At 32.4% G+C, this 19,424-nt stretch carries 16 protein-coding genes and 1 tRNA gene; 11 read left to right on the top strand and 6 right to left on the bottom strand.

Annotated elements, in window-relative coordinates; all coding sequences use genetic code 11:
• Window positions 1-200: 200 nt before the first annotated feature.
• From A5893_RS10690 to A5893_RS10680, 3 genes are all read right to left on the bottom strand, one after another.
• A complete protein-coding gene (locus tag A5893_RS10690; protein ID WP_068822539.1) occupies window positions 201-1,244 on the bottom strand; it encodes a tyrosine-type recombinase/integrase in 1,044 nt (347 codons plus the stop codon).
• Between the two features lie 81 nt (window positions 1,245-1,325).
• Window positions 1,326-3,668 (bottom strand): M1 family metallopeptidase, encoded by a 2,343-nt coding sequence (locus tag A5893_RS10685; RefSeq protein WP_068822538.1) that lies wholly within the window; start codon window positions 3,666-3,668, stop codon window positions 1,326-1,328.
• A gap of 401 nt (window positions 3,669-4,069) precedes the next feature.
• Window positions 4,070-4,648 (bottom strand): HupE/UreJ family protein, encoded by a 579-nt coding sequence (locus A5893_RS10680; RefSeq protein ID WP_068822537.1) that lies wholly within the window; start codon window positions 4,646-4,648, stop codon window positions 4,070-4,072.
• A 43-nt stretch (window positions 4,649-4,691) separates the two neighbouring features.
• Between A5893_RS10680 and A5893_RS10675 the strand changes: the two genes are divergently transcribed.
• On the top strand, window positions 4,692-5,165 hold the full coding sequence (locus A5893_RS10675) for a DUF6702 family protein (protein ID WP_068822536.1): 474 nt from the start codon (window positions 4,692-4,694) through the stop codon (window positions 5,163-5,165).
• A gap of 12 nt (window positions 5,166-5,177) precedes the next feature.
• The gene (locus A5893_RS10670) at window positions 5,178-6,056 is read left to right on the top strand and encodes a glycosyltransferase family 2 protein (protein WP_068822535.1); all 879 of its coding nucleotides are present in this window, start codon (window positions 5,178-5,180) and stop codon (window positions 6,054-6,056) included.
• Here A5893_RS10670 and A5893_RS10665 read toward each other — a convergent pair.
• Window positions 6,042-7,934 (bottom strand): RecQ family ATP-dependent DNA helicase, encoded by a 1,893-nt coding sequence (locus tag A5893_RS10665; RefSeq protein ID WP_068822534.1) that lies wholly within the window; start codon window positions 7,932-7,934, stop codon window positions 6,042-6,044. The two genes, A5893_RS10670 and A5893_RS10665, sit on opposite strands and share 15 nt — an antisense overlap.
• 181 nt (window positions 7,935-8,115) lie before the next feature.
• Window positions 8,116-8,766, bottom strand: coding sequence for an LON peptidase substrate-binding domain-containing protein (locus A5893_RS10660; protein WP_068822533.1), 651 nt, complete (start codon window positions 8,764-8,766; stop codon window positions 8,116-8,118).
• A 229-nt stretch (window positions 8,767-8,995) separates the two neighbouring features.
• Between A5893_RS10660 and A5893_RS10655 the strand changes: the two genes are divergently transcribed.
• From A5893_RS10655 to A5893_RS10635, 5 genes are all read left to right on the top strand, one after another.
• Window positions 8,996-11,029: a M13 family metallopeptidase gene (locus A5893_RS10655; protein WP_068822532.1), complete on the top strand. Its 2,034-nt coding sequence runs from the start codon at window positions 8,996-8,998 to the stop codon at window positions 11,027-11,029.
• Between the two features lie 456 nt (window positions 11,030-11,485).
• Window positions 11,486-12,646, top strand: coding sequence for a homogentisate 1,2-dioxygenase (locus A5893_RS10650; RefSeq protein WP_068822531.1), 1,161 nt, complete (start codon window positions 11,486-11,488; stop codon window positions 12,644-12,646).
• A gap of 130 nt (window positions 12,647-12,776) precedes the next feature.
• A complete protein-coding gene (gene hppD / locus A5893_RS10645; RefSeq protein ID WP_394330785.1) occupies window positions 12,777-13,925 on the top strand; it encodes a 4-hydroxyphenylpyruvate dioxygenase in 1,149 nt (382 codons plus the stop codon).
• 91 nt (window positions 13,926-14,016) lie between these two features.
• A complete protein-coding gene (locus A5893_RS10640; protein WP_068822530.1) occupies window positions 14,017-14,208 on the top strand; it encodes a hypothetical protein in 192 nt (63 codons plus the stop codon).
• Complete coding sequence (locus A5893_RS10635) at window positions 14,199-14,462, top strand: Txe/YoeB family addiction module toxin (RefSeq protein WP_068822529.1); 264 nt, start codon at window positions 14,199-14,201, stop codon at window positions 14,460-14,462. The genes A5893_RS10640 and A5893_RS10635 overlap by 10 nt, the downstream gene beginning before the upstream one ends.
• A 63-nt stretch (window positions 14,463-14,525) precedes the next feature.
• Here A5893_RS10635 and A5893_RS10630 read toward each other — a convergent pair.
• Window positions 14,526-14,609 (bottom strand) — tRNA-Leu (locus tag A5893_RS10630).
• A 125-nt stretch (window positions 14,610-14,734) separates the two neighbouring features.
• On the opposite strand from A5893_RS10630, the gene yihA reads away from it, so the two are divergent.
• From yihA to A5893_RS10610, 4 genes are all read left to right on the top strand, one after another.
• Window positions 14,735-15,373: a ribosome biogenesis GTP-binding protein YihA/YsxC gene (yihA, locus tag A5893_RS10625; protein WP_068822528.1), complete on the top strand. Its 639-nt coding sequence runs from the start codon at window positions 14,735-14,737 to the stop codon at window positions 15,371-15,373.
• 14 nt (window positions 15,374-15,387) lie between these two features.
• On the top strand, window positions 15,388-16,248 hold the full coding sequence (locus tag A5893_RS10620; RefSeq protein ID WP_068822527.1) for a 4-hydroxybenzoate octaprenyltransferase: 861 nt from the start codon (window positions 15,388-15,390) through the stop codon (window positions 16,246-16,248).
• Window positions 16,245-17,951, top strand: coding sequence for a M3 family oligoendopeptidase (locus A5893_RS10615; protein WP_068822526.1), 1,707 nt, complete (start codon window positions 16,245-16,247; stop codon window positions 17,949-17,951). Before A5893_RS10620 ends, A5893_RS10615 begins: the two co-directional genes overlap by 4 nt.
• Window positions 17,952-18,102: 151 nt before the next feature.
• Window positions 18,103-19,422: a cytochrome ubiquinol oxidase subunit I gene (locus A5893_RS10610; protein WP_068822525.1), complete on the top strand. Its 1,320-nt coding sequence runs from the start codon at window positions 18,103-18,105 to the stop codon at window positions 19,420-19,422.
• Window positions 19,423-19,424: the final 2 nt, after the last annotated feature.

Genomic DNA, 19,424 nt, shown 5'->3' with positions numbered 1-19,424 from the left:
AACAACTCGCGAAGTCATCAAAAAAAATATCGATAATATTTTGACCATTGCTTATTTCAATTTCTGTCATTATTCGGTTTTGTTATAATTGCGCCTAACTTGTATATATGTATGACCCAGACATACATATACAGCTGTAAATTGTTGTGTATGTATGATAAATGTTATACTTTATAAATTTTAAAAATATAAAAAAGTTATTATAAATCATCAAATGGGCTCTTAATTTGTTGTAAATTCTTAGTACTTACATGGGTGTAAATTTCGGTTGTTCTACTGCTGTTATGTCCTAATAATTCTTGTATGTATCTTAAATCAGTACCACTTTCTAATAAATGAGTAGCGTAGCTATGGCGCAACCAATGCAAACTTACGGGCTTTTTAATATTTGTTTTTTCTAAAGCTTGTTTCAAAACACTTTGTAAACTTTGTTCAGAGTATAATGTGCCTGCTTCTTTTCCTTCAAACAGCCAAACTATAGGTTTATATATTTTAAAATAATCACGCAACATCTCTAATATTTTAAGGCTTAAAGGTGCAATTCTATCCTTTTTTCCTTTCGTTTGTCTGATAATGACAATATTTCGTTTAGAATCAATATCTGTAAGTTTTAAATTTATTAATTCACTTCTGCGTAAGCCACAACTATAAATTAAACTGAGCATAGTTTTATGTTTAATATTGGAGTGTGCATTTAAAATTTGCTTAATTTCCTCTTTACTTAACACATTAGGTAATAATTTCTGCGTTTTTGGCCTGTATATCTTCTCTATAATAATTGCCGTTTCTTTTATCGTTTTAAAATAAAGCTTTATCGCATTTACTACCTGGTTTTGAAATGATATGGATAATTTTTTTTTTAAAATATAATTGTTGTAAAAGTTTACAACATCTTGGTTATTAATGGTCTTTACGTTTTTATCGTTGTAAAACATTAAAAAGGTTTGTAATGCTTCAGAATATGTTTTTACCGTATTAGAACTGTATCTTTTGGTGTTTAAATACTTCTTAAAATTTTCTATCTCTTGTATCTTATCAAAGTTTATATGTGGTATTTCTTCAAGCTCAATACTAAACTTTATTCTGTTTTCTGTAGTATCTGGCAAATGCCAAACTTGTAAGCTGGCGCTCCATTTGGCATCATCTAATTTTCTAAACCTGGTAATTAGCTCTTGCTGATTTGGATACCAAACAGCAATTCGTTTTTTACTTTTATGGGTAATTATTTTTGCCTCAAAAGCCATAGCTTAATCAATTATAAAAGAGTATAAATCTATTCAAAATCAAATCGTTAAAAAAATTAACTCTTAAATTTTAATAGGTCACTATTTACTACCATTCTTCTTAGCATCTTGCATTGGGTTTCCACCTCCCGATGCTCCTCTAATGCTTTGTTGTTGTTTAAACAATTCGAATTTTGTAGGCTCATAATTCCTTGGGAAACTATTGTTTGAGATATCAATATCTGCAGTTTCTAAATAAGGATCTAATTTTACCGATGCCATCGGCTTTGCCTTTGCAAAAACTTTGGTGACTTTATTTTCGTCTTTACGCCAGATATAAGCAGGTATGGTTTCCACCTCTTTGGTGCCATCTGTAAATGTCCATTCTAAAATTATCGGGGAAACTAAACCCCCTTTATTTGTAAAATCTATTTGGTAAAAATTAGTCTTGCTATCGTAGATTTTCTTTTCGGTTGCACTTAAACCTGCATAATAGTTATTAAAATTTTCTTTGGCAGTTGTTGTAACCGCAAACCTATCCCATTTGCTGTAAAAGTCTTGTAGCGTGGTATCTGCTTCTACTGCAAAATTAATCCCCGATTCTCTATTTCTCTTTCTGCCAATTTCTTTGTTTGCATTTTCATAATCTCTTTTGGCAATAGCATTTTCTAAATCAGGATTTTTAGAATCCAATTGATAATAACTGATGTTATCAATAGAAATATCAACAGGGTCTGTTCCGTAAAACCAACCTCTCCAAAACCAATCTAAATCCACGGCAGATGCATCTTCCATCGTTCTAAAAAAATCTGCAGGAGTTGGGTGTTTAAAAGCCCATCTTGTTGCGTAAGTTTTGAAGGCAAAATCAAATAACTCACGCCCCATAACCGTTTCTCTCAAAACATTTAAGGCTGTTGCAGGTTTCGCATAAGCATTTGGCCCAAAATTGATGATGTTTTCTGAGTTAGTCATGATGGGTTCTAACTGGTCCTTTGGCAATTTCATATAATCGGTAATCATACGGGCCGGACCTCTTCTTGATGGGTAATTATTATCAAACTCCTGTTCTGCCAAATACTGGCAAAAAGTGTTCAATCCTTCGTCCATCCAGGTCCACTGACGCTCATCAGAATTAACAATCATCGGAAAAAAGTTATGCCCAACTTCATGGGTAATTACTCCAATCATTCCATATTTTGTAGCTTCAGAATAAGTTCCGTCTTTTTCTGTTCTTCCATAATTAAAACAAATCATAGGATATTCCATACCATTTGCAGCCTCCACAGAAATTGCAACCGGATAAGGATAAGCAATGGTATGTTTAGAATAAACCTTTAAAGTATTTGCAATTACCTTGGTAGAAAATTTTCTATATAAACCGTAAGCTTCTGGCCCATAATAAGACATTGCCATTGGTGCTTTTCCTTCTACGTTTACTTTCATCGCATCCCAAATTAATCTGCGTGAGCTTACAAAAGCAAAATCCCTGACATCTTTAGCAATGTATGTCCAGGTTTTTTTTGCCGTAGCTTTAACTTTCATCGCATTTTTTGCTTCTGCTAATGATACCACTTCTATAGGTTCTGTAGCATTTTGAGCTTGTTTCCAACGATTATATTGTGCAGCGGTTAATACAGAACTATAATTTTGGCATTCGCCAGTAGCACCAATTACATGATCTGCAGGAACAGTAATATTTACTTTAAAATCTCCAAATGTTAAAGCAAACTCTCCCCTACCTGTAAATTGTTTATTTTGCCAACCTTGAAAATCCGAATAAACTGCCATACGTGGATACCATTGCGCAATAGTGTATAAATAATTATCATCTTCCGCAAAATATTCATATCCGCCTCTGCCGCCAACCGATAAACGATCTGTGATTTTATAATTCCAATTGATTTTAAAAACAAACTTGGCCCCTGGCGCTAGAGTCTTTGGTAAATCAATCCTCATCATAGTTTGGTTAATGATGTATTTTAAAGGATTTCCGCTGGCGTCTGTAGCTTTTAAAATGTTTACACCAAAATCATTTACTCCGCCAATTATTCCGTTTAATTGGTTAGCACTCATTTTAGAATTCATTTTACTACCGTCAAAAGCCTGATTATCGCTGGTTGCTTTGTGCTCATTTTCATCCAATTGTAACCATAAATAGGTTAATGGATCTGGCGAATTATTGGTATAGGTAATGGTTTCTGCACCTGTTAATTTTTGGGTTTTATCATCAAGCTCAGCGTTAATCTCATAATCTGCTTGTTGCTGCCAATATTTCGGACCTGGCGCACCAGAAGCAGAACGATACATATTTGGATCTCTAATGATTGTTTCTAACTGCTCGAACTTGTTACCATGGTTAGACCCGGGATTGTTTTGTTGAAACTGTGCAAAAGTGTTACTGCAAACACCTAAACTTAAAAGGAATAGTAGAGATTTTATTTTCATGTTATTTTGAGTATTGAGATATTAGTATTGAGTATTGAGACCTTTAAAACTGATTATTTTTATTTATAAATTATTTATTTGTAATTCTGTTAATTAATATTTTTGATGACAAATGTTTATCGATTAAAATAAAAATCAAAGTTTCTAAAGTAAAACTTTATACTTTATACTTTATACTTTTTACAACTTTCTACTTAACACTTTAAACTTTTTACTTTTTCAGGGCATGCCCCTCATAAAAAATTCGGGTCGGGCTTTTTGCTCATACTGCACAGGCCTTATTCACAGGCCGGTATCCACTTCAATCCCTCATGCGAAATATCTGGTAATCACAAAATGAATGCTTTAAAACCCCTAACCACCCAACAAACCAACCACCTAAAACCTAACAAACTAACCACCTAAAAAGGAAACCTTTCAATTGCCATAATCACTGCTATTCCAAAAATTGCGGAAGAAAGAAACAAATTCCATTCTCTTTTTTGCACTTTTAAGATACTGATCATCAAAAAACAAATCAGCAATACCGAAAGTACAATAATTATTTGTCCAAATTCTAGCCCGATGTTAAATGCCAATAGTTCTCCAACAACATTGTTACTTTTGCCCATTAAGCTTTTCAAATAATTGGAAAAACCCATTCCGTGTATTAAACCGAAAAGCAAGGCGAGGAAATAAATTGGATCAAATCTATTTTTTGAAGCCTTCTTTTTTACGATGTTGATAAATGCAGTAGTAAATATAGTAACAGGAATTAAAAATTCTATCCAGTTAGAAGGAATTAGAATTTTATTAAAAACACTTAAAGCTAACGTTATAGAATGCCCAATGGTAAACGCGGTGACTAAAATCAGTACTTTTTTCCAATCGCTTAATAAAAATACACCACACAAGGCAGTTACAAAAAGAATATGGTCATAACCCTGCCAATCCAAAATATGTTGCCAACCTAATTCAAAATAAATGGAGAAGTCTTGCATTAAATTCTTTTAGTAGTTTTGTTCAAATTGCAAAATATCAAAAATGATAAATATATTAATCGTTCTGTTCAGTTTTTTACATCCTTTCTATGTAAGTGTTACAGATATACGCCATAATGCAAAAAATAAAAGCATAGAGATAAGTTCTAAAATATTTTTTGATGATTTAGAACGTGAAATTGAACTGGAAAATAAAGTCAGTTTTGATATTATTAAACCAGTTGATAAGGCTAAAGTAGATTTGCTAATTGCAAATTACATTAAAAAACATCTTCAACTAAAAGTAGACGGAAAGTTAATGGCCATGAATTATATTGGGTACGAGATTCAGGAAGATGCTGCATGGTGTTATCTGGAAATCCCTAAAATTAATAAAGTTGGCAAAATTGAAATTGATAATAATATTTTATTTAAGCTACATCAAGAACAGATTAATATGCTAAATGTTACTGTAAATGATCATCGCCAAAGCACTAAATTAGATGCGCCAACAAGCAAGGCAAGTTTTAAATTTTAAATTCTTTTCATCATGCTTTCGGTTTGCATTCCACATTATAATTATGAAAATCCTTCCCTTTTAAACACATTAAAAGCTCAATGCGAAGCTTTAAATCTAGTTTTCGAGATTTTAATTATTGACGATGCTTCGGACATAAACAAAAAAAAATATCTAACATCATATGAAGAAAAACCATTCAGGGTTATTTATTTAGGAGAAAATATTGGCAGATCGGCCATTAGAAATTTACTGGCTAAGCAAGCCACTTTCAATTTACTTTTGTTTTTAGATGCGGATGGGAAAATCGAAAATGATCATTTTATTAAAACCTACCTTAATAATTTTAATGAAGATATAGTAAGCGGTGGTCGGGCTTATGCTAACATGAAGACTGATGCAGCTCATTTTCTGCATTATAATTATGGTTTTAATATTGAATCTAAAAGTCAAAGTTTTTTTCATTCCAATAATTTCATCATTAAAAAAAGTGCTTTTGAACGCTTAAAATTTGATGAAAAAATTAAAAATTACGGCTACGAAGATGTTGTTTTTGGTTTGGAAGCAAAAAATATGGGATTTAAAATGTTAACGATTGAGAATCCAGTTATCCATCAAGACATAAAAAGCAATAAAGCTTTTTTAGATGATGTTGATCAGGCCTTGGATAATCTTTTAAAAATTATCGGGATAAAAAAAGATCTGCAAATTGTCGATTTTGTAGGAATCAGCAAGAAATATAAAATGCTGGAAAAATTTGGATTAACTAAATTATTATCGATAAGAAATCGTAAAATAACCAACAGTTTAAGAAATTCTATGGTTTTAAATCCAAAGAAAAACAGCAATATTTTGCTATCAATTTATAAGCTTTATAAATATCATCAGCTAAAGAATTTAAAGCTGGTATAAATCTCCAATTAATTTTAAATCCCCAGCATCCATCATCAAACGCACTAAATCTAGCTTTTCCTTTTCTGAACCTTTTTTCACAGCTATTAAAATTTCTTTTAAGGTTAACTTTTTTTGATTGGATAATAGTTGCGTGATTTGATTGGCAATTTGTTCGTTTAAATCTTGCTGTAAATTTCGTTTTTCATTTAAGCAAACATCGCAAATACCACATTTTCTAACTTCCGTTTCATCAAAATATTTTAAAAGCTGAATGCTTCTGCAAACATCTTTCTCTATAAAATTTAATACGGAAAGCATTTTTTGATGATAATTTTTCTTTCTTTCCTGGTAATAAGTAGCATCTATGGTTAAATCACTAATTGGGATTCTTGGTTTTAAAAAAGTAAGTAAAGGTAAATCTGTTTGTTTTTGATAACTGATAATCTCCAATTTATCCAGCTCCTCTAAATAAGAAACTACCAAATTTTTGTTGATGCCATTTTTTTGAGCAATATCAAATTCCTTAATCTGGATAAATTGGTCAAATGCTCCTCCATAAAGTCTTAATATAGATTTTATAAAACCATCATACTTAGCGTTTTCTACCTGAAACTTATATAAATCATCACCATCTACAATAACCTGTAAACGAGAAGGCAACAGCGCATTTTCACTCAGTATAAAATATTCATCATGTTCTAAAAATTTAATGGCACTAATTGCACTTAAAACTTCCAATTGAAATTTAGAGCAAAAATCGGCTAAATTAAAATCATAGCTGATTTCCATTCCGCTTTCAAATGGAATCTGTAAGTAATTGCATAAAAAGTGATAAACTTGTTTGATGTAATTGATGTCAGGAAAATTCTGTTCGTATTTTTTTTCAAAAGCTATTTTATCCCTTGGTTGATAAAGCATTACAGCATAGGCTTTTTTTTCATCCCGCCCTGCCCTTCCTGCCTCCTGATAATAAGCTTCTAAACTTTCGGGCATTTCATAATGCACAACAAACCTTACGTTTGGTTTATCAATTCCCATCCCAAAAGCATTGGTAGCAACCATAATCCGCACTTGGTCGTTTAACCAATATTTTTGCTTTTGTGCCCTTTCTTCTAAATTTAAACCAGCGTGATAATATTGTGCAGCAATATTATTTTGGTTGAGGTATTTTGCCAGTTCAACAGTGTCTCTTCTGGTACGAACATATAAAATACCGCTTCCTTGTACTCCATTGCAAACATCCAACAGTTTTTGCAATTTATTTTCTTGATTGATAACAGAATAGCTGAGGTTAATTCTTTCAAAACTTTTTCTAAAGATATTTCTGCTTTTAAAACCAAGTTTCGTAATAATATCTTCCTGTACTTTTTCTGTAGCGGAAGCAGTAAGTGCTAAAACCGGAACATTTGGATGGATCTCTCTGATTTCTGCTATGTGCAAATATGGTGGCCTAAAATCATAACCCCACTGAGATATACAGTGCGCTTCATCAACAGCTATCAAATTCACTTTCATGTATTTAATACGCTCTTTTACCAAATCCGAAAGTAAACGCTCTGGAGATAAATAAAGAAATTTTATAGGGCCATAAATGCAGTTATCTAAGGCAATATCAATTTCCCTTTTGCCCATTCCAGATACAATCGCAATAGCTTGAATTCCTCTTTTTTGTAAATTTTCTACCTGATCTTTCATTAAGGCAATGAGCGGAGAAATAACAATGCAAATTCCTTCCATTGCCATCGCAGGTACCTGAAAACAAATGGATTTACCTCCGCCTGTTGGCAATAATGCCAGAGTATCTTTATGATCTAAAACAGATTGAATGATTTCTTCCTGCAGAGGTCTAAATTCATCATATCCCCAATATTGTTTTAAAACACTTTTAATTGGCATCTTATTTTAATGAGAGAATTAATGAATTTGAATGAGAGAATTTTAAAATTTTAAATGAATGAAGGATTGAATTTTTAGTAAAATATTGATATTACATTTTAAATCTTCTTGATACTAAATACTTTATACTCATTACTCAATACTCAATACTCATTACTCGATACTAAATACTCAATACTCCCTACCCCTTATTATTACTACTAAACTTAAAGGATTGCAGGTTTTTAAAATGCCCATTAGCTACAATTCTGGTTTGTGTTTCCTGGATGCTTCGCATAGATGGCATAATAAATTTAAAATGATTGATCATAATTTCTTGCCTTTCTTCTTCTGATGGCGTAGCCAGTAAAGCTAATTTTTGATCTTCGTTTAAGCCTGCATAATGTGCAATTTGAAACGAGTACTTATTCGGATTGATGTTTATGATTTCTTTTCTTTGGGTTAACATCGCTTGAAATTCTTCATACAAATTTTGAAGCTCTTCAAATTTGATCAGATTATATTCCTCATCATCAATCAATAGTTCAATATTTGCGCCTTCGTACCTTTTATCAATATAAGTGCTATAAATTTCATTGATTGAAAAAACGCCCACACCTTCGGTTACAACATCCATTTCTCCACTTGAATATAGTTTTTCAATCTTCACTAATTTAAGCTGTGTACCTAAAGAATATATTTCGTTTTTGATCACTGGAGGAATACCAAATGTCATTGATTTATCTTCATTCAAATCATTAAAAAGATCACGGTAACGTTGTTCAAAAATATGGAGATTCAGTTGTTCTCCGGGGAAAGCGATCAGTTGAAGAGGAAAAATAGCAATATCCATAAATTACGTAACAATATTTTTATAAATAAGTTGTTTAAAATCAGAATGCAAAATATATAGAGTAAAATGCGCTTAAAATCAAATCTACCAAACTTTTTAGATATCAGATATTTATTTAAATCAATTTATTATTGGTTTAATAGGTGAAATTTCAATCATTTTGATAAATATAATTAGCTAATTACTTACATTACCTGATATTTTTCAAACACAATCTTAATTAAATTTTATGAAACTTAAAGTAGCTTCTTTAATGCTGTTGAGTTCGGGCTTTATTTTTACTGCTGCTCAAGCTCAAGATGGCACTAAAAAATTTATTGATAAATCTAATATGGATTTATCTGTTAAACCCGGAGATGATTTCTATACTTATGCTAGTGGAAATTGGATTAAAAATAATCCAGTACCTGGAAAAGAAACGCGTTGGGGTAGTTTTCAAGTGTTAAGAGATTTTAACATCAATGCCGTAAAAACGATAGTTACCAATTCTATGAATGATAAAAATGCAATTGCAGGTTCATTAGAAAAAAGGGTTGGAGATTTTTATGCAGCGGGAATGGATAGTTTAACGATTGAAAAATTAGGTTACACTCCCATTAAACCTGATTTAGCCAGAATTGACGCCATTAAAGATTTGAATGGAGTTATTGATGAGGCTGCAACTATGAGAACTAAAGGAATTGGATCTCCAATGTTTGGTTTTTATATTGGGCAGGATAGTAAAAACCCGACTGTAATGATGCCACAATTAGGTCAAGGTGGCACAACTTTGCCAGATAGAGATTATTATTTAAAAGATGATGCCCGTTCAGTAAAAATTAGAGAGGCATATCATGATTTTATTGTCAGCCTTTTTACCCTAACCGGAACAACTCCAGCTCAATCAGAAAAAAATGCAAAAACCATTTTTGATATTGAAAAGAAATTTGCAGAAGCGCAAATGAGCCGAGTAGAAATGAGAGATCCTTATAAAACTTATAATAAGTTTAGTGTTTCAGATTTTTCTAAAACTACTCCAGGTTTAAATTGGGGATACTTAATGCAAAAAATGAAGGTTGTTGGAGAGGATTCTATTTTGGTGGGCAATCCAAAATTCTTTGTAACTACAAGTTCTATGTTAAAGTTTATTCCTTTAGCAGATTGGAAAACTTATTTAAAATGGAACGTTTTAAAGAGTTCTGCTAATAACTTGAGTTCTCCATTTGTAGCAACAGGGTTTAAATTTTCTCAAGCTTTATCTGGTCAAAAAGTTCAAACTCCAAGATGGCAAAGAATGTCGTCTTTAACAGATGGTACCATTGGCGAATTATTGGGGCAGATTTATGTTAAATCTTATTTTAAGCCAGAAGCTAAGGTAAGAATGAAAGAACTGGTTAATAATTTATCTAAGGCTTATGAAATTAGAATTTCTAACCTAAATTGGATGAGTGATGTTACCAAGAAAAAAGCTTTAGATAAATTAAATGCTTTTACCAAAAAAATTGGCTATCCAGATAAATGGGAAACATATGATGGTTTAGCAATTAATAAGGCAACTTATTTTCAAAATTTAAGAAGTGCCGGAGCTTGGGGATATAATAAAATGGTTAACCAATTAGGTAAACCTGTTGATAAAAACAGATGGGGAATGACGCCTCCAACGGTTAACGCTTATTACAGCCCGGTAATGAATGAAATTGTTTTCCCTGCAGGGATTTTACAATTTCCATTTTTTGACCCAAATGCCGATGATGCAGTAAATTATGGTGGAATTGGAGCTGTTATCGGACATGAAATGTCTCATGGTTTTGATGATCAAGGGAGTCAATACGATAAAGACGGAAGTTTACGTAATTGGTGGACTCCAGAAGATTTGAAAAATTTCAAAGCAAAAACATCTGCTTTAGCTGCTCAATATGATGGTTATACGGTTTTAGATACTATCCATGTAAATGGAAAATTAACATTAGGCGAAAATATTGGTGATTTAGGAGGGCTTAATGTTGCTTATGCTGCCTTTAAAATGACAAAACAAGGTCAGTCTGAAGATAAAATTGATGGATTTACACCAGACCAAAGATTTTTCTTAGCGTGGGCACAAGTTTGGAGAGGTAATATTTTACCGGAAAGCGCAGCACAATTAATTGTGACAGATCCACATTCTCCTGGTCCATACAGAACTATTGGCGCTCCCGTAAATATGGACGCTTGGTATAAAGCTTTCAATGTACAAGCTGGAGATAAACTTTATAAAGCACCAGAAGATAGAATAAGAATCTGGTAGTTATTAAATAATTTAAGTAAAAAAAGGTCGGGCAATATTGCCCGACCTTTTTTGTTAGTCAATTTAAAACTTACAATATATTCGTACTCATATTTGCCTTACTTTCTCAATCCAAGAAATACAGCTAGTCAAAATTCTGACATTCCAAACAAAATATCCAACCAACATCAGGAAAATCCTATAATCCTGTTAATCAAGATTCAGACATTTATTTTTATCCTAAATTTAAAAACCTTATATTGTCAATCAATCAAAACAAATAAACATTGCAAAACTTAAAGCATCTTAGATTAGTTTCTTCGGGAGTACTTGCTAAATTCCGTTCTGCAATGGTAGCTAAAATCGTTTTCGCACAATATTCCATCTAAACTCTTGATAACAATCGTTATCAAAACCTTTCAACCTTCACAACCTTTTCGTATTCAAATCGTTATATAATTATTAACCGATTTTATTATGCCATTTTATTATAAACTTGGAGAAATTCCTCCAAAAAGACATACCCAATTTCGTAAGCCTAATGGCGAGCTTTATGCAGAAGAGCTAGTTTCTACAGAAGGCTTTTCAAGCAATTATTCATTGGTTTATCATTGCCACCCTCCCACTTTGGTTAAAAATTTAGGAGAAGCTTATTCTGTTGAACCAAAAATTGCAAGAGAAAAGCATTTAAAACACACCAGTTTAATTGGTTTCAAAATTAAACCTGAAGATGACTTTTTAAAGAGTAGAAAGCCTGTTTTAGTAAATAGCGATCTTCATATTTCTTTGGCAGCGCCGAGGAAATCTATGACGGATTATTTTTATAAAAATACCATGGCGGATGAGATGATTTTCATCCATGAAGGATCTGGAATTTTGAAAACAGGTTATGGAAACATCAATTTTGAATATGGAGATTATCTGATTATACCACGTGGAGTTATTTATCAAATCCATTTTAATGATGAAAAAAACAGACTATTTATAGTTGAGAGTTTTAGCCCGATAAAGGCACCAAAGCGCTATAGAAATGAAAACGGTCAACTTTTAGAACATTCTCCTTTTTGTGAAAGAGATATTAAAACACCTCAAAATTTAGAAACTATAGATGAAAAAGGTGATTATAAAATATTAATAAAAAAACAGGGATTGATTTATCCATACACTTATGGAACACATCCTTTTGATTTTATTGGTTGGGATGGTTTTCATTATCCATGGGGATTTAGCATCCATAATTTTGAACCAATTACAGGTCGCTTACATCAACCACCGCCGGTTCATCAAACATTTGAAGCACATAATTTTGTGGTTTGTTCTTTTGTTCCGCGTAAATACGATTATCATCCACTATCAATTCCGGCTCCTTATAATCACTCAAATGTAGATTCTGATGAAGTTTTATATTATGTAGATGGAGATTTTATGAGTCGTAAATCAGTAGAAAAAGGACAAATCACTTTACATCCAGGAGGAATTCCTCATGGTCCACATCCCGGAACGGTAGAAAAATCTATCGGTAAAGAAAGTACCGAGGAATTAGCCGTTATGATTGATCCTTTCCGACCATTAATGTTAACAGAAAATGCTTTAGAAATTGAAGATCCTAACTATTATAAAAGTTGGATGACTGAATAGATTTGAGTACTGAGATTTGAGTAGCAAGATAAAAGACAAAGAAAATTAAAATTAAAAATTAAAAATTTAGACTTCGGTCCTCGGACTTCAGACTATAACACATAAAGACATGACAAATCCTAATGAACCAATGACTAATGAACTAATTAGCCATTCTGAAAATACTAATGAAACAATGACAAATGACTCAAAAGATTTCCTTCCCATTAACGGAACAGACTATGTAGAATTTTATGTAGGAAATGCAAAACAAGCTGCACATTTTTATAAAACAGCTTTTGGTTTTCAAAGTGTGGCTTATGCCGGACCAGAAACTGGAGTTAAAGACACAGCTTCCTATGTGATTCAGCAAGGGAAAATACGATTTATCTTAACATCTGCTTTGCGTTCCAACCATCCAGTTGCACATCATGTTTTAAAGCATGGCGATGGCGTTAAAATTTTAGCACTTTGGGTGGATGATGCTTATAAAGCACATGAAGAAACGGTAAAAAGAGGTGCAAGGTCTTTTTTAGAACCAGAAACTTTATCGGATGAAAATGGAGAGATCAAACAAAGTGGGATTTACACTTACGGAGAAACTATCCATTTATTTATCGAAAGAAAAAACTATAACGGCCTGTTTTTACCAGGATATCAACCATACACTTCGACATATAACCCAGAGGAAATAGGCTTATTACATGTTGACCATTGCGTAGGAAACGTGGGTTGGCACCAAATGAATAAATGGGTCAGCTTTTATGAAGACACCATGGGTTTCAAAAATATCTTAACTTTTGATGATAAAGCCATTTCAACAGAATATTCTGCATTAATGAGTAAGGTAATGAGCAACGGAAATGGTTATGTGAAATTTCCAATAAATGAACCAGCAGAAGGTAAAAGGAAATCTCAAATTGAAGAATATTTAGAATTTTACGAAGGCGAAGGCGTACAACATGTTGCTATTGCTACCGCAGATATTGTAGATACGGTAAAAAAATTAAAAGCAAAAGGAATTGAATTTTTAGACACTCCCGATACTTATTATGAAGATTTGTTAGACCGTGTAGGTAAAATTGATGAGGATATTAAAGTATTAAAAGAGCATAAAATATTAGTAGATAGAGATGAGGAAGGTTATTTACTACAAATTTTTACCAAACCTTTGCAAGATCGTCCAACTGTGTTTTTTGAAATTATCCAAAGAAAAGGAGCTCAATCTTTTGGAGCAGGAAACTTTAAGGCTTTGTTTGAAGCGATTGAAAGAGAGCAAGAGTTGAGGGGGAATTTGTAATTTTTTCTTTCGTTTCTCAAATAAGCAAAACAATATATTAAACAGATTATTTAAGAAACTATTATTTTATATTTGTTTAAAACAATAAGATATGACTACTTTAACTATAGAAATACCTGAGGAAGAAAAGGATTTATTTTTGCAGATTATAAAAAAATTTAATGCTAAAGTCGTTAATAGCTCTTATAATGCTGAGTTTGTGTCCGAAATTGTAAAAGGGATAGAGGAAAAAAATCAAGGTAAAAAAGGGTTAAAAGTAGATTTAGAAAATTTATGGAAATAATATTCCATGGAAAAGCAAAAAAAGACTTTGATTATTGGAAAAAATCTGGAAATAAATCTGTTCAAATTAAAATAGAAGAATTATTAAGGGATATAATTTCAAATCCTTTTCAAGGTATTGGAAAGCCAGAGCAACTAAAATATGAATTATCTGGACAATGGTCAAGACGTATTAACAACGAACATCGCATCATTTATGATGTTGACTTTGAAACTATTAATGTCTATTCCTTAAAAGGACACTACAATAAATAAAATCCTAAAAAATTTATTTCAAAAATAAAAAACCGCTTTAAGATAATTAAAGCGGTTTTTTTGTGTCCGAGAGCAGATTCGAACTGCCACACCCAAACGGGCGCCAGCCCCTCAAGCTGGTGCGTCTACCAATTTCGCCACCCGGACAATTGTTTTGCAAACTCAAAGATATATTTAAAATGATTGATCACGATTATAAATTAAGATTTCGTTTTAACCTTCTATCTACAAACCAATCCTTGTTCAAATAAAAATTAGATTAACTTTGTGTTATGATTATAAAATCTGCCGACTTTACGGTAAGTAATACAAGAATTAGCAAGCTGCCTCCGCCAATTTTGCCAGAATATGCTTTTATAGGGCGTTCTAACGTTGGTAAATCCTCATTAATAAATATGATTGTTAATGTGAAAGGTTTGGCTAAAACTTCTCAAAAACCAGGTAAAACTCAGCTTATTAATCACTTTTTAATTAATAAAGAATGGTATATAGTTGATTTACCGGGTTATGGCTATGCGAAAAGCTCAAAATCTAATAGAGCAGAATGGGCAAAATTTATCAGGTTCTACCTGGAGAAAAGAGAAAGTTTACAAGTGGTTTTTGTACTAATAGATAGCCGATTAGAACCTCAAAAAATTGATATTGAGTTTTGCTGTTCATTAGGAGAAAAAGGAATTCCTTTCTACCTTTTATTTACAAAAGCAGATAAACAAGGTGCAGTGAAATCTCAACAGAACATGGCTCAATTTAAAAAAGAATTATCTGAGTTCTTTGAAGAAGTTCCACAAATGATTTTAACCTCTGCAGAAAACCAATTGGGCAAAGACGATGTTCTAGCATTGATACATGAGATAAATGGAAACTTTGTTGTTCCAGAATTTGAGGAAAGACAAAGTCCTTCTTTAGGTTAAAACATAAATTTTAAATGAAAAAATACCTTTCATTAGTTACCTTTTCCCATACCATATTTGCAATGCCTTTTGCTTTTATAGGATTTTTTCTGGCTATAAGTACCACAGATCATGAGTTTTCCTGGCTAAAATTAGTCTTGATGATTTTATGTATGTTTTGCGCAAGAAATGCCGCCATGGCTTTTAATCGTTATTTAGATCGGGAAATTGATGCTAAAAACCCACGTACAAAATTACGCGATATTCCTTCAGGTAGAATTTCAGCAAATAATGCTTTAACATTTACAATCATTAATTGCTTACTATTTATAATTGCAACTTATTTTATCAATCTACTTTGCTTTTTTCTATCTCCAATAGCATTATTAGTGGTATTAGGTTACAGCGCCACCAAAAGATTTACCGCTCTTTGTCACTTAGTGTTAGGTCTGGGGCTTTCCCTCGCTCCTATTGGTGCATATTTAGTAGTAACTGGCGAATTTGCACTTTTACCTGTTTTATTTTCATTAGCGGTTTTATGTTGGGTTAGCGGTTTTGATATTATTTATGCCTTACAGGATGAAGATTTTGATAGAACACAAAATTTGCATTCTATTCCCTCCTATTTAGGAAAAGAGAGAGCTTTAATGGTGAGTAATATTCTGCATGTTTTCGCAGCACTTTTTGTAATTGCTCCCTTATTTTTTACACCATTAACCTGGCCTTACTATATTGGTTTAGCAATTTTTATTGGAATGTTGGTTTATCAGCATCAACTGGTAAAGCCAAATAATTTAAGCAAAGTAAATTTCGCCTTCATGACCACAAACGGCATAGCTTCTGTAGCTTTCGCCATATTTTTTTTATTTGATATTTATTACAGACACCACTTATGATTTTAGAAAAAGCGAAAAGGAATTACATTCCTCAAGAATTAAATATGGATTGGCATGCGTTAGAACCAATTTTTAACGAACTTTTAAACCGAGAAATCAATTCAGTAAATGAATTAGAAAAATGGCTTAAAGACAAAAGCGAAGTTGAAGCCGCACTTGAAGAAGATTTTGCTTGGCGATATATCAAAATGAGTTGCGATACTGCAAACGAGGATTTAGTGAAATCGTTCCAGTATTTTGCGACTGAAATTGAGCCTAAAATTGCCCCGATTGGAAATGATTTAAACAAAAAACTAAATGATTCTCCTTTTGTAAAAGATTTAGACCAAGATAAATACTTTGTTTACTTACGTGGGATAAGAAAAGCATTAGAACTTTTTAGAGAAAAAAATATTCCTTTACAAACCGAATTACAAGTAGAGCAACAAAAGTATCAGGGTATTACGGGTGCAATGTCGGTTACACTAAACGGACAAGAATATACTCTAGAGCAAGCCGCAAATTTTTTAAAGGATTTAAATAGAGAAACCCGTCAAGAAGCTTGGGAAGCAATTACTGCAAGAAGACTAGAAGACAAAGATAAATTAGATGGCTTGTTTAATAAGTTAAAAGACTTGCGTCATGAAGTTGCTTTAAATGCTGGATTTGATAATTTTAGAGATTATATGTTTCAGGCTTTAGGCCGATTTGATTACACGCCTCAAGATTGTTTTGATTTTCATGATGCAATTGAAAAGGAAGTAGTTCCCTTGTTATCAGCACAAGCGGAAGAAAGAAAAAGTCTTTTAAAATTAGACAGTTTAAAACCTTGGGATACCGAGGTTGATACTTCTGGAAAAGCAGCTTTAATTCCTTTCAACAATGGCGAGGAGCTAATTGAAAAAGCAACTAATTGTTTCAACAAATTAGATAGTTATTTAGGTTCTCGATTAGAAATAATGAAAGCTAATGGACTTTTTGATGTAGAAAGCAGGAAGGGAAAAGCTCCTGGAGGTTATAATTACCCACTTTCAGAAACTGGCGCACCTTTCATATTTATGAACTCTGCTAATTCTTTTAGAGATTTAACTACAATGGTTCATGAAGGTGGCCACGCTGTTCATACATTTTTAACTGCAAATTTAGAATTGAACGATTTTAAACATTGCCCTTCTGAGGTTGCTGAATTAGCATCTATGAGCATGGAATTAATTTCTATGGACCATTGGGATGAGTTTTTTAAGGATGAAGAAGAATTAAAAAGAGCAAAGCGTTACCAATTAAAAGATGTTTTGAAAACTTTGCCTTGGGTTGCAGTAGTTGATTCTTTCCAACATTGGATTTATACTAACCCAACCCATACCGTAGAAGAAAGAACAAAAGCTTGGACAAATATTTTTAATCGTTTTGGAGCTAACTTTGTAGATTGGAGCGAACATCAAGAAGCTTTAGAAAATCTTTGGCAAAAACAATTACACATTTTTGAAGTGCCTTTTTATTACATAGAATACGCTATTGCGCAGTTAGGAGCAATTGCAGTTTGGAAAAACTACAAAGAAAATCCAACAAAAGGTTTAGCAAAATATATGGAAGCACTAAAGTTAGGTTACACAAAAGACATGAAAACCATTTATGAAACTGCAGGTATCAAATTTAATTTCAGTGCAGATTATATTAAAGAATTAATGGATTTTGTAAAGAGTGAACTAGAAAAATTAGATTAACTAAATAATAAATTTTAATTAAGATTTAGGGATGCCAAACGGTATCCCTATTTTTTTTATTAATAATCACTTTAAATTATATTCTCATCTTTTATAAGCCAAGTTAAAATTTGATATTCTGTAGATTTGCGTAGAATAAAAAATTATTAAAATGAATGATTTTATTGCCGCTCGTTCGCAGATGGCTCTTTCGTTGGGTTTTCACATTATATTTTCTTGTATTGGTATGGTGATGCCGTTTTTTATGGCAGTTTCTCATTATCTATATTTAAAAACTAATGATGTTTCTTATAAAAATATTACCAAAGCCTGGAGCAAAGGTGTAGCTATTTTCTTTGCAGTTGGTGCAGTTTCTGGAACTGTGTTATCTTTTGAATTAGGATTGCTTTGGCCAAAATTTATGGAACATGCAGGACCAATTTTTGGAATGCCCTTTTCTTTAGAAGGAACCGCTTTTTTCATAGAAGCCATTGCCTTAGGTTTTTTTCTTTACGGTTGGGATAGATTTAACAAATGGTTTCATTGGTTTACTGGAGTTGTAGTTGGTGTAAGTGGTTTACTTTCAGGTATATTAGTAGTTGCAGCTAATGCATGGATGAACACCCCAGCAGGTTTTGATTATGTGGATGGAAAATATATTAATATTGATCCTATTGCAGCCATGTTTAATGATGCTTGGTTTTCTCAAGCTTTACACATGAGTATTGCAGCTTTTGCAGCAACAGGTTTTGCAGTTGCTGGCGTACATGCATTCATGATTTTAAGGAAACAGAATATCTCTTTTCATACTCGTTCATTTAAAATAGCTGCCATTTTTGGGACAATTGCAGCTGTACTTCAACCTTTAAGTGGAGATATTTCTGCAAAGTTTGTCGGTAAATCACAACCAGCTAAACTTGCAGCCATGGAAGCACATTTCCATACGGAAAAATCAGCATCATTAATTATTGGTGGTATTCCCGATGTTAAAAATCAAAAGGTAGATTATGCCATAAAAATTCCAGGGGCATTAAGTTTTATGGCCAAAGGCGATTTTAATGCTGAAGTTACAGGCTTAGACCAAATCCCAAAAGAAAACCAGCCTCCAATAGCTATCACGCATTATTCTTTTCAAATAATGGTTGCATTAGGAATTATAATGATGGGAATTGCATTTTCTTATTTTATTGCATTGATAAAAAAGAAAAGTTGGTTACAGAAAAAATGGTTGCTTAAGCTTTTTGTATTTGCAACTCCTTTAGGTTTTATAGCTGTCGAAGCGGGTTGGATAGTAACAGAAGTTGGTAGGCAACCTTGGATAATAAATGGAATAATGCGCACTAAAGATGCAGTTACTCCAATGCCCGGAATCCAATATTCATTTTATTTATTTTCTGCCGTTTATATTTCTTTATCAATCATCGTTATTTTTATGCTATATCGACAGATAAAAATGGTTTCTCAACTTTACGATAATCCTGAAAATTCTTAAGA

Origin of the sequence: Pedobacter psychrophilus, assembly GCF_001652725.1 — a bacterium.
Classification (GTDB): Bacteria; Bacteroidota; Bacteroidia; order Sphingobacteriales; family Sphingobacteriaceae; genus Pseudopedobacter; species Pseudopedobacter psychrophilus.
The sequence above is the reverse complement of the archived record's forward strand: the minus strand, read 5'-3'. Positions and strand labels throughout refer to the sequence as shown.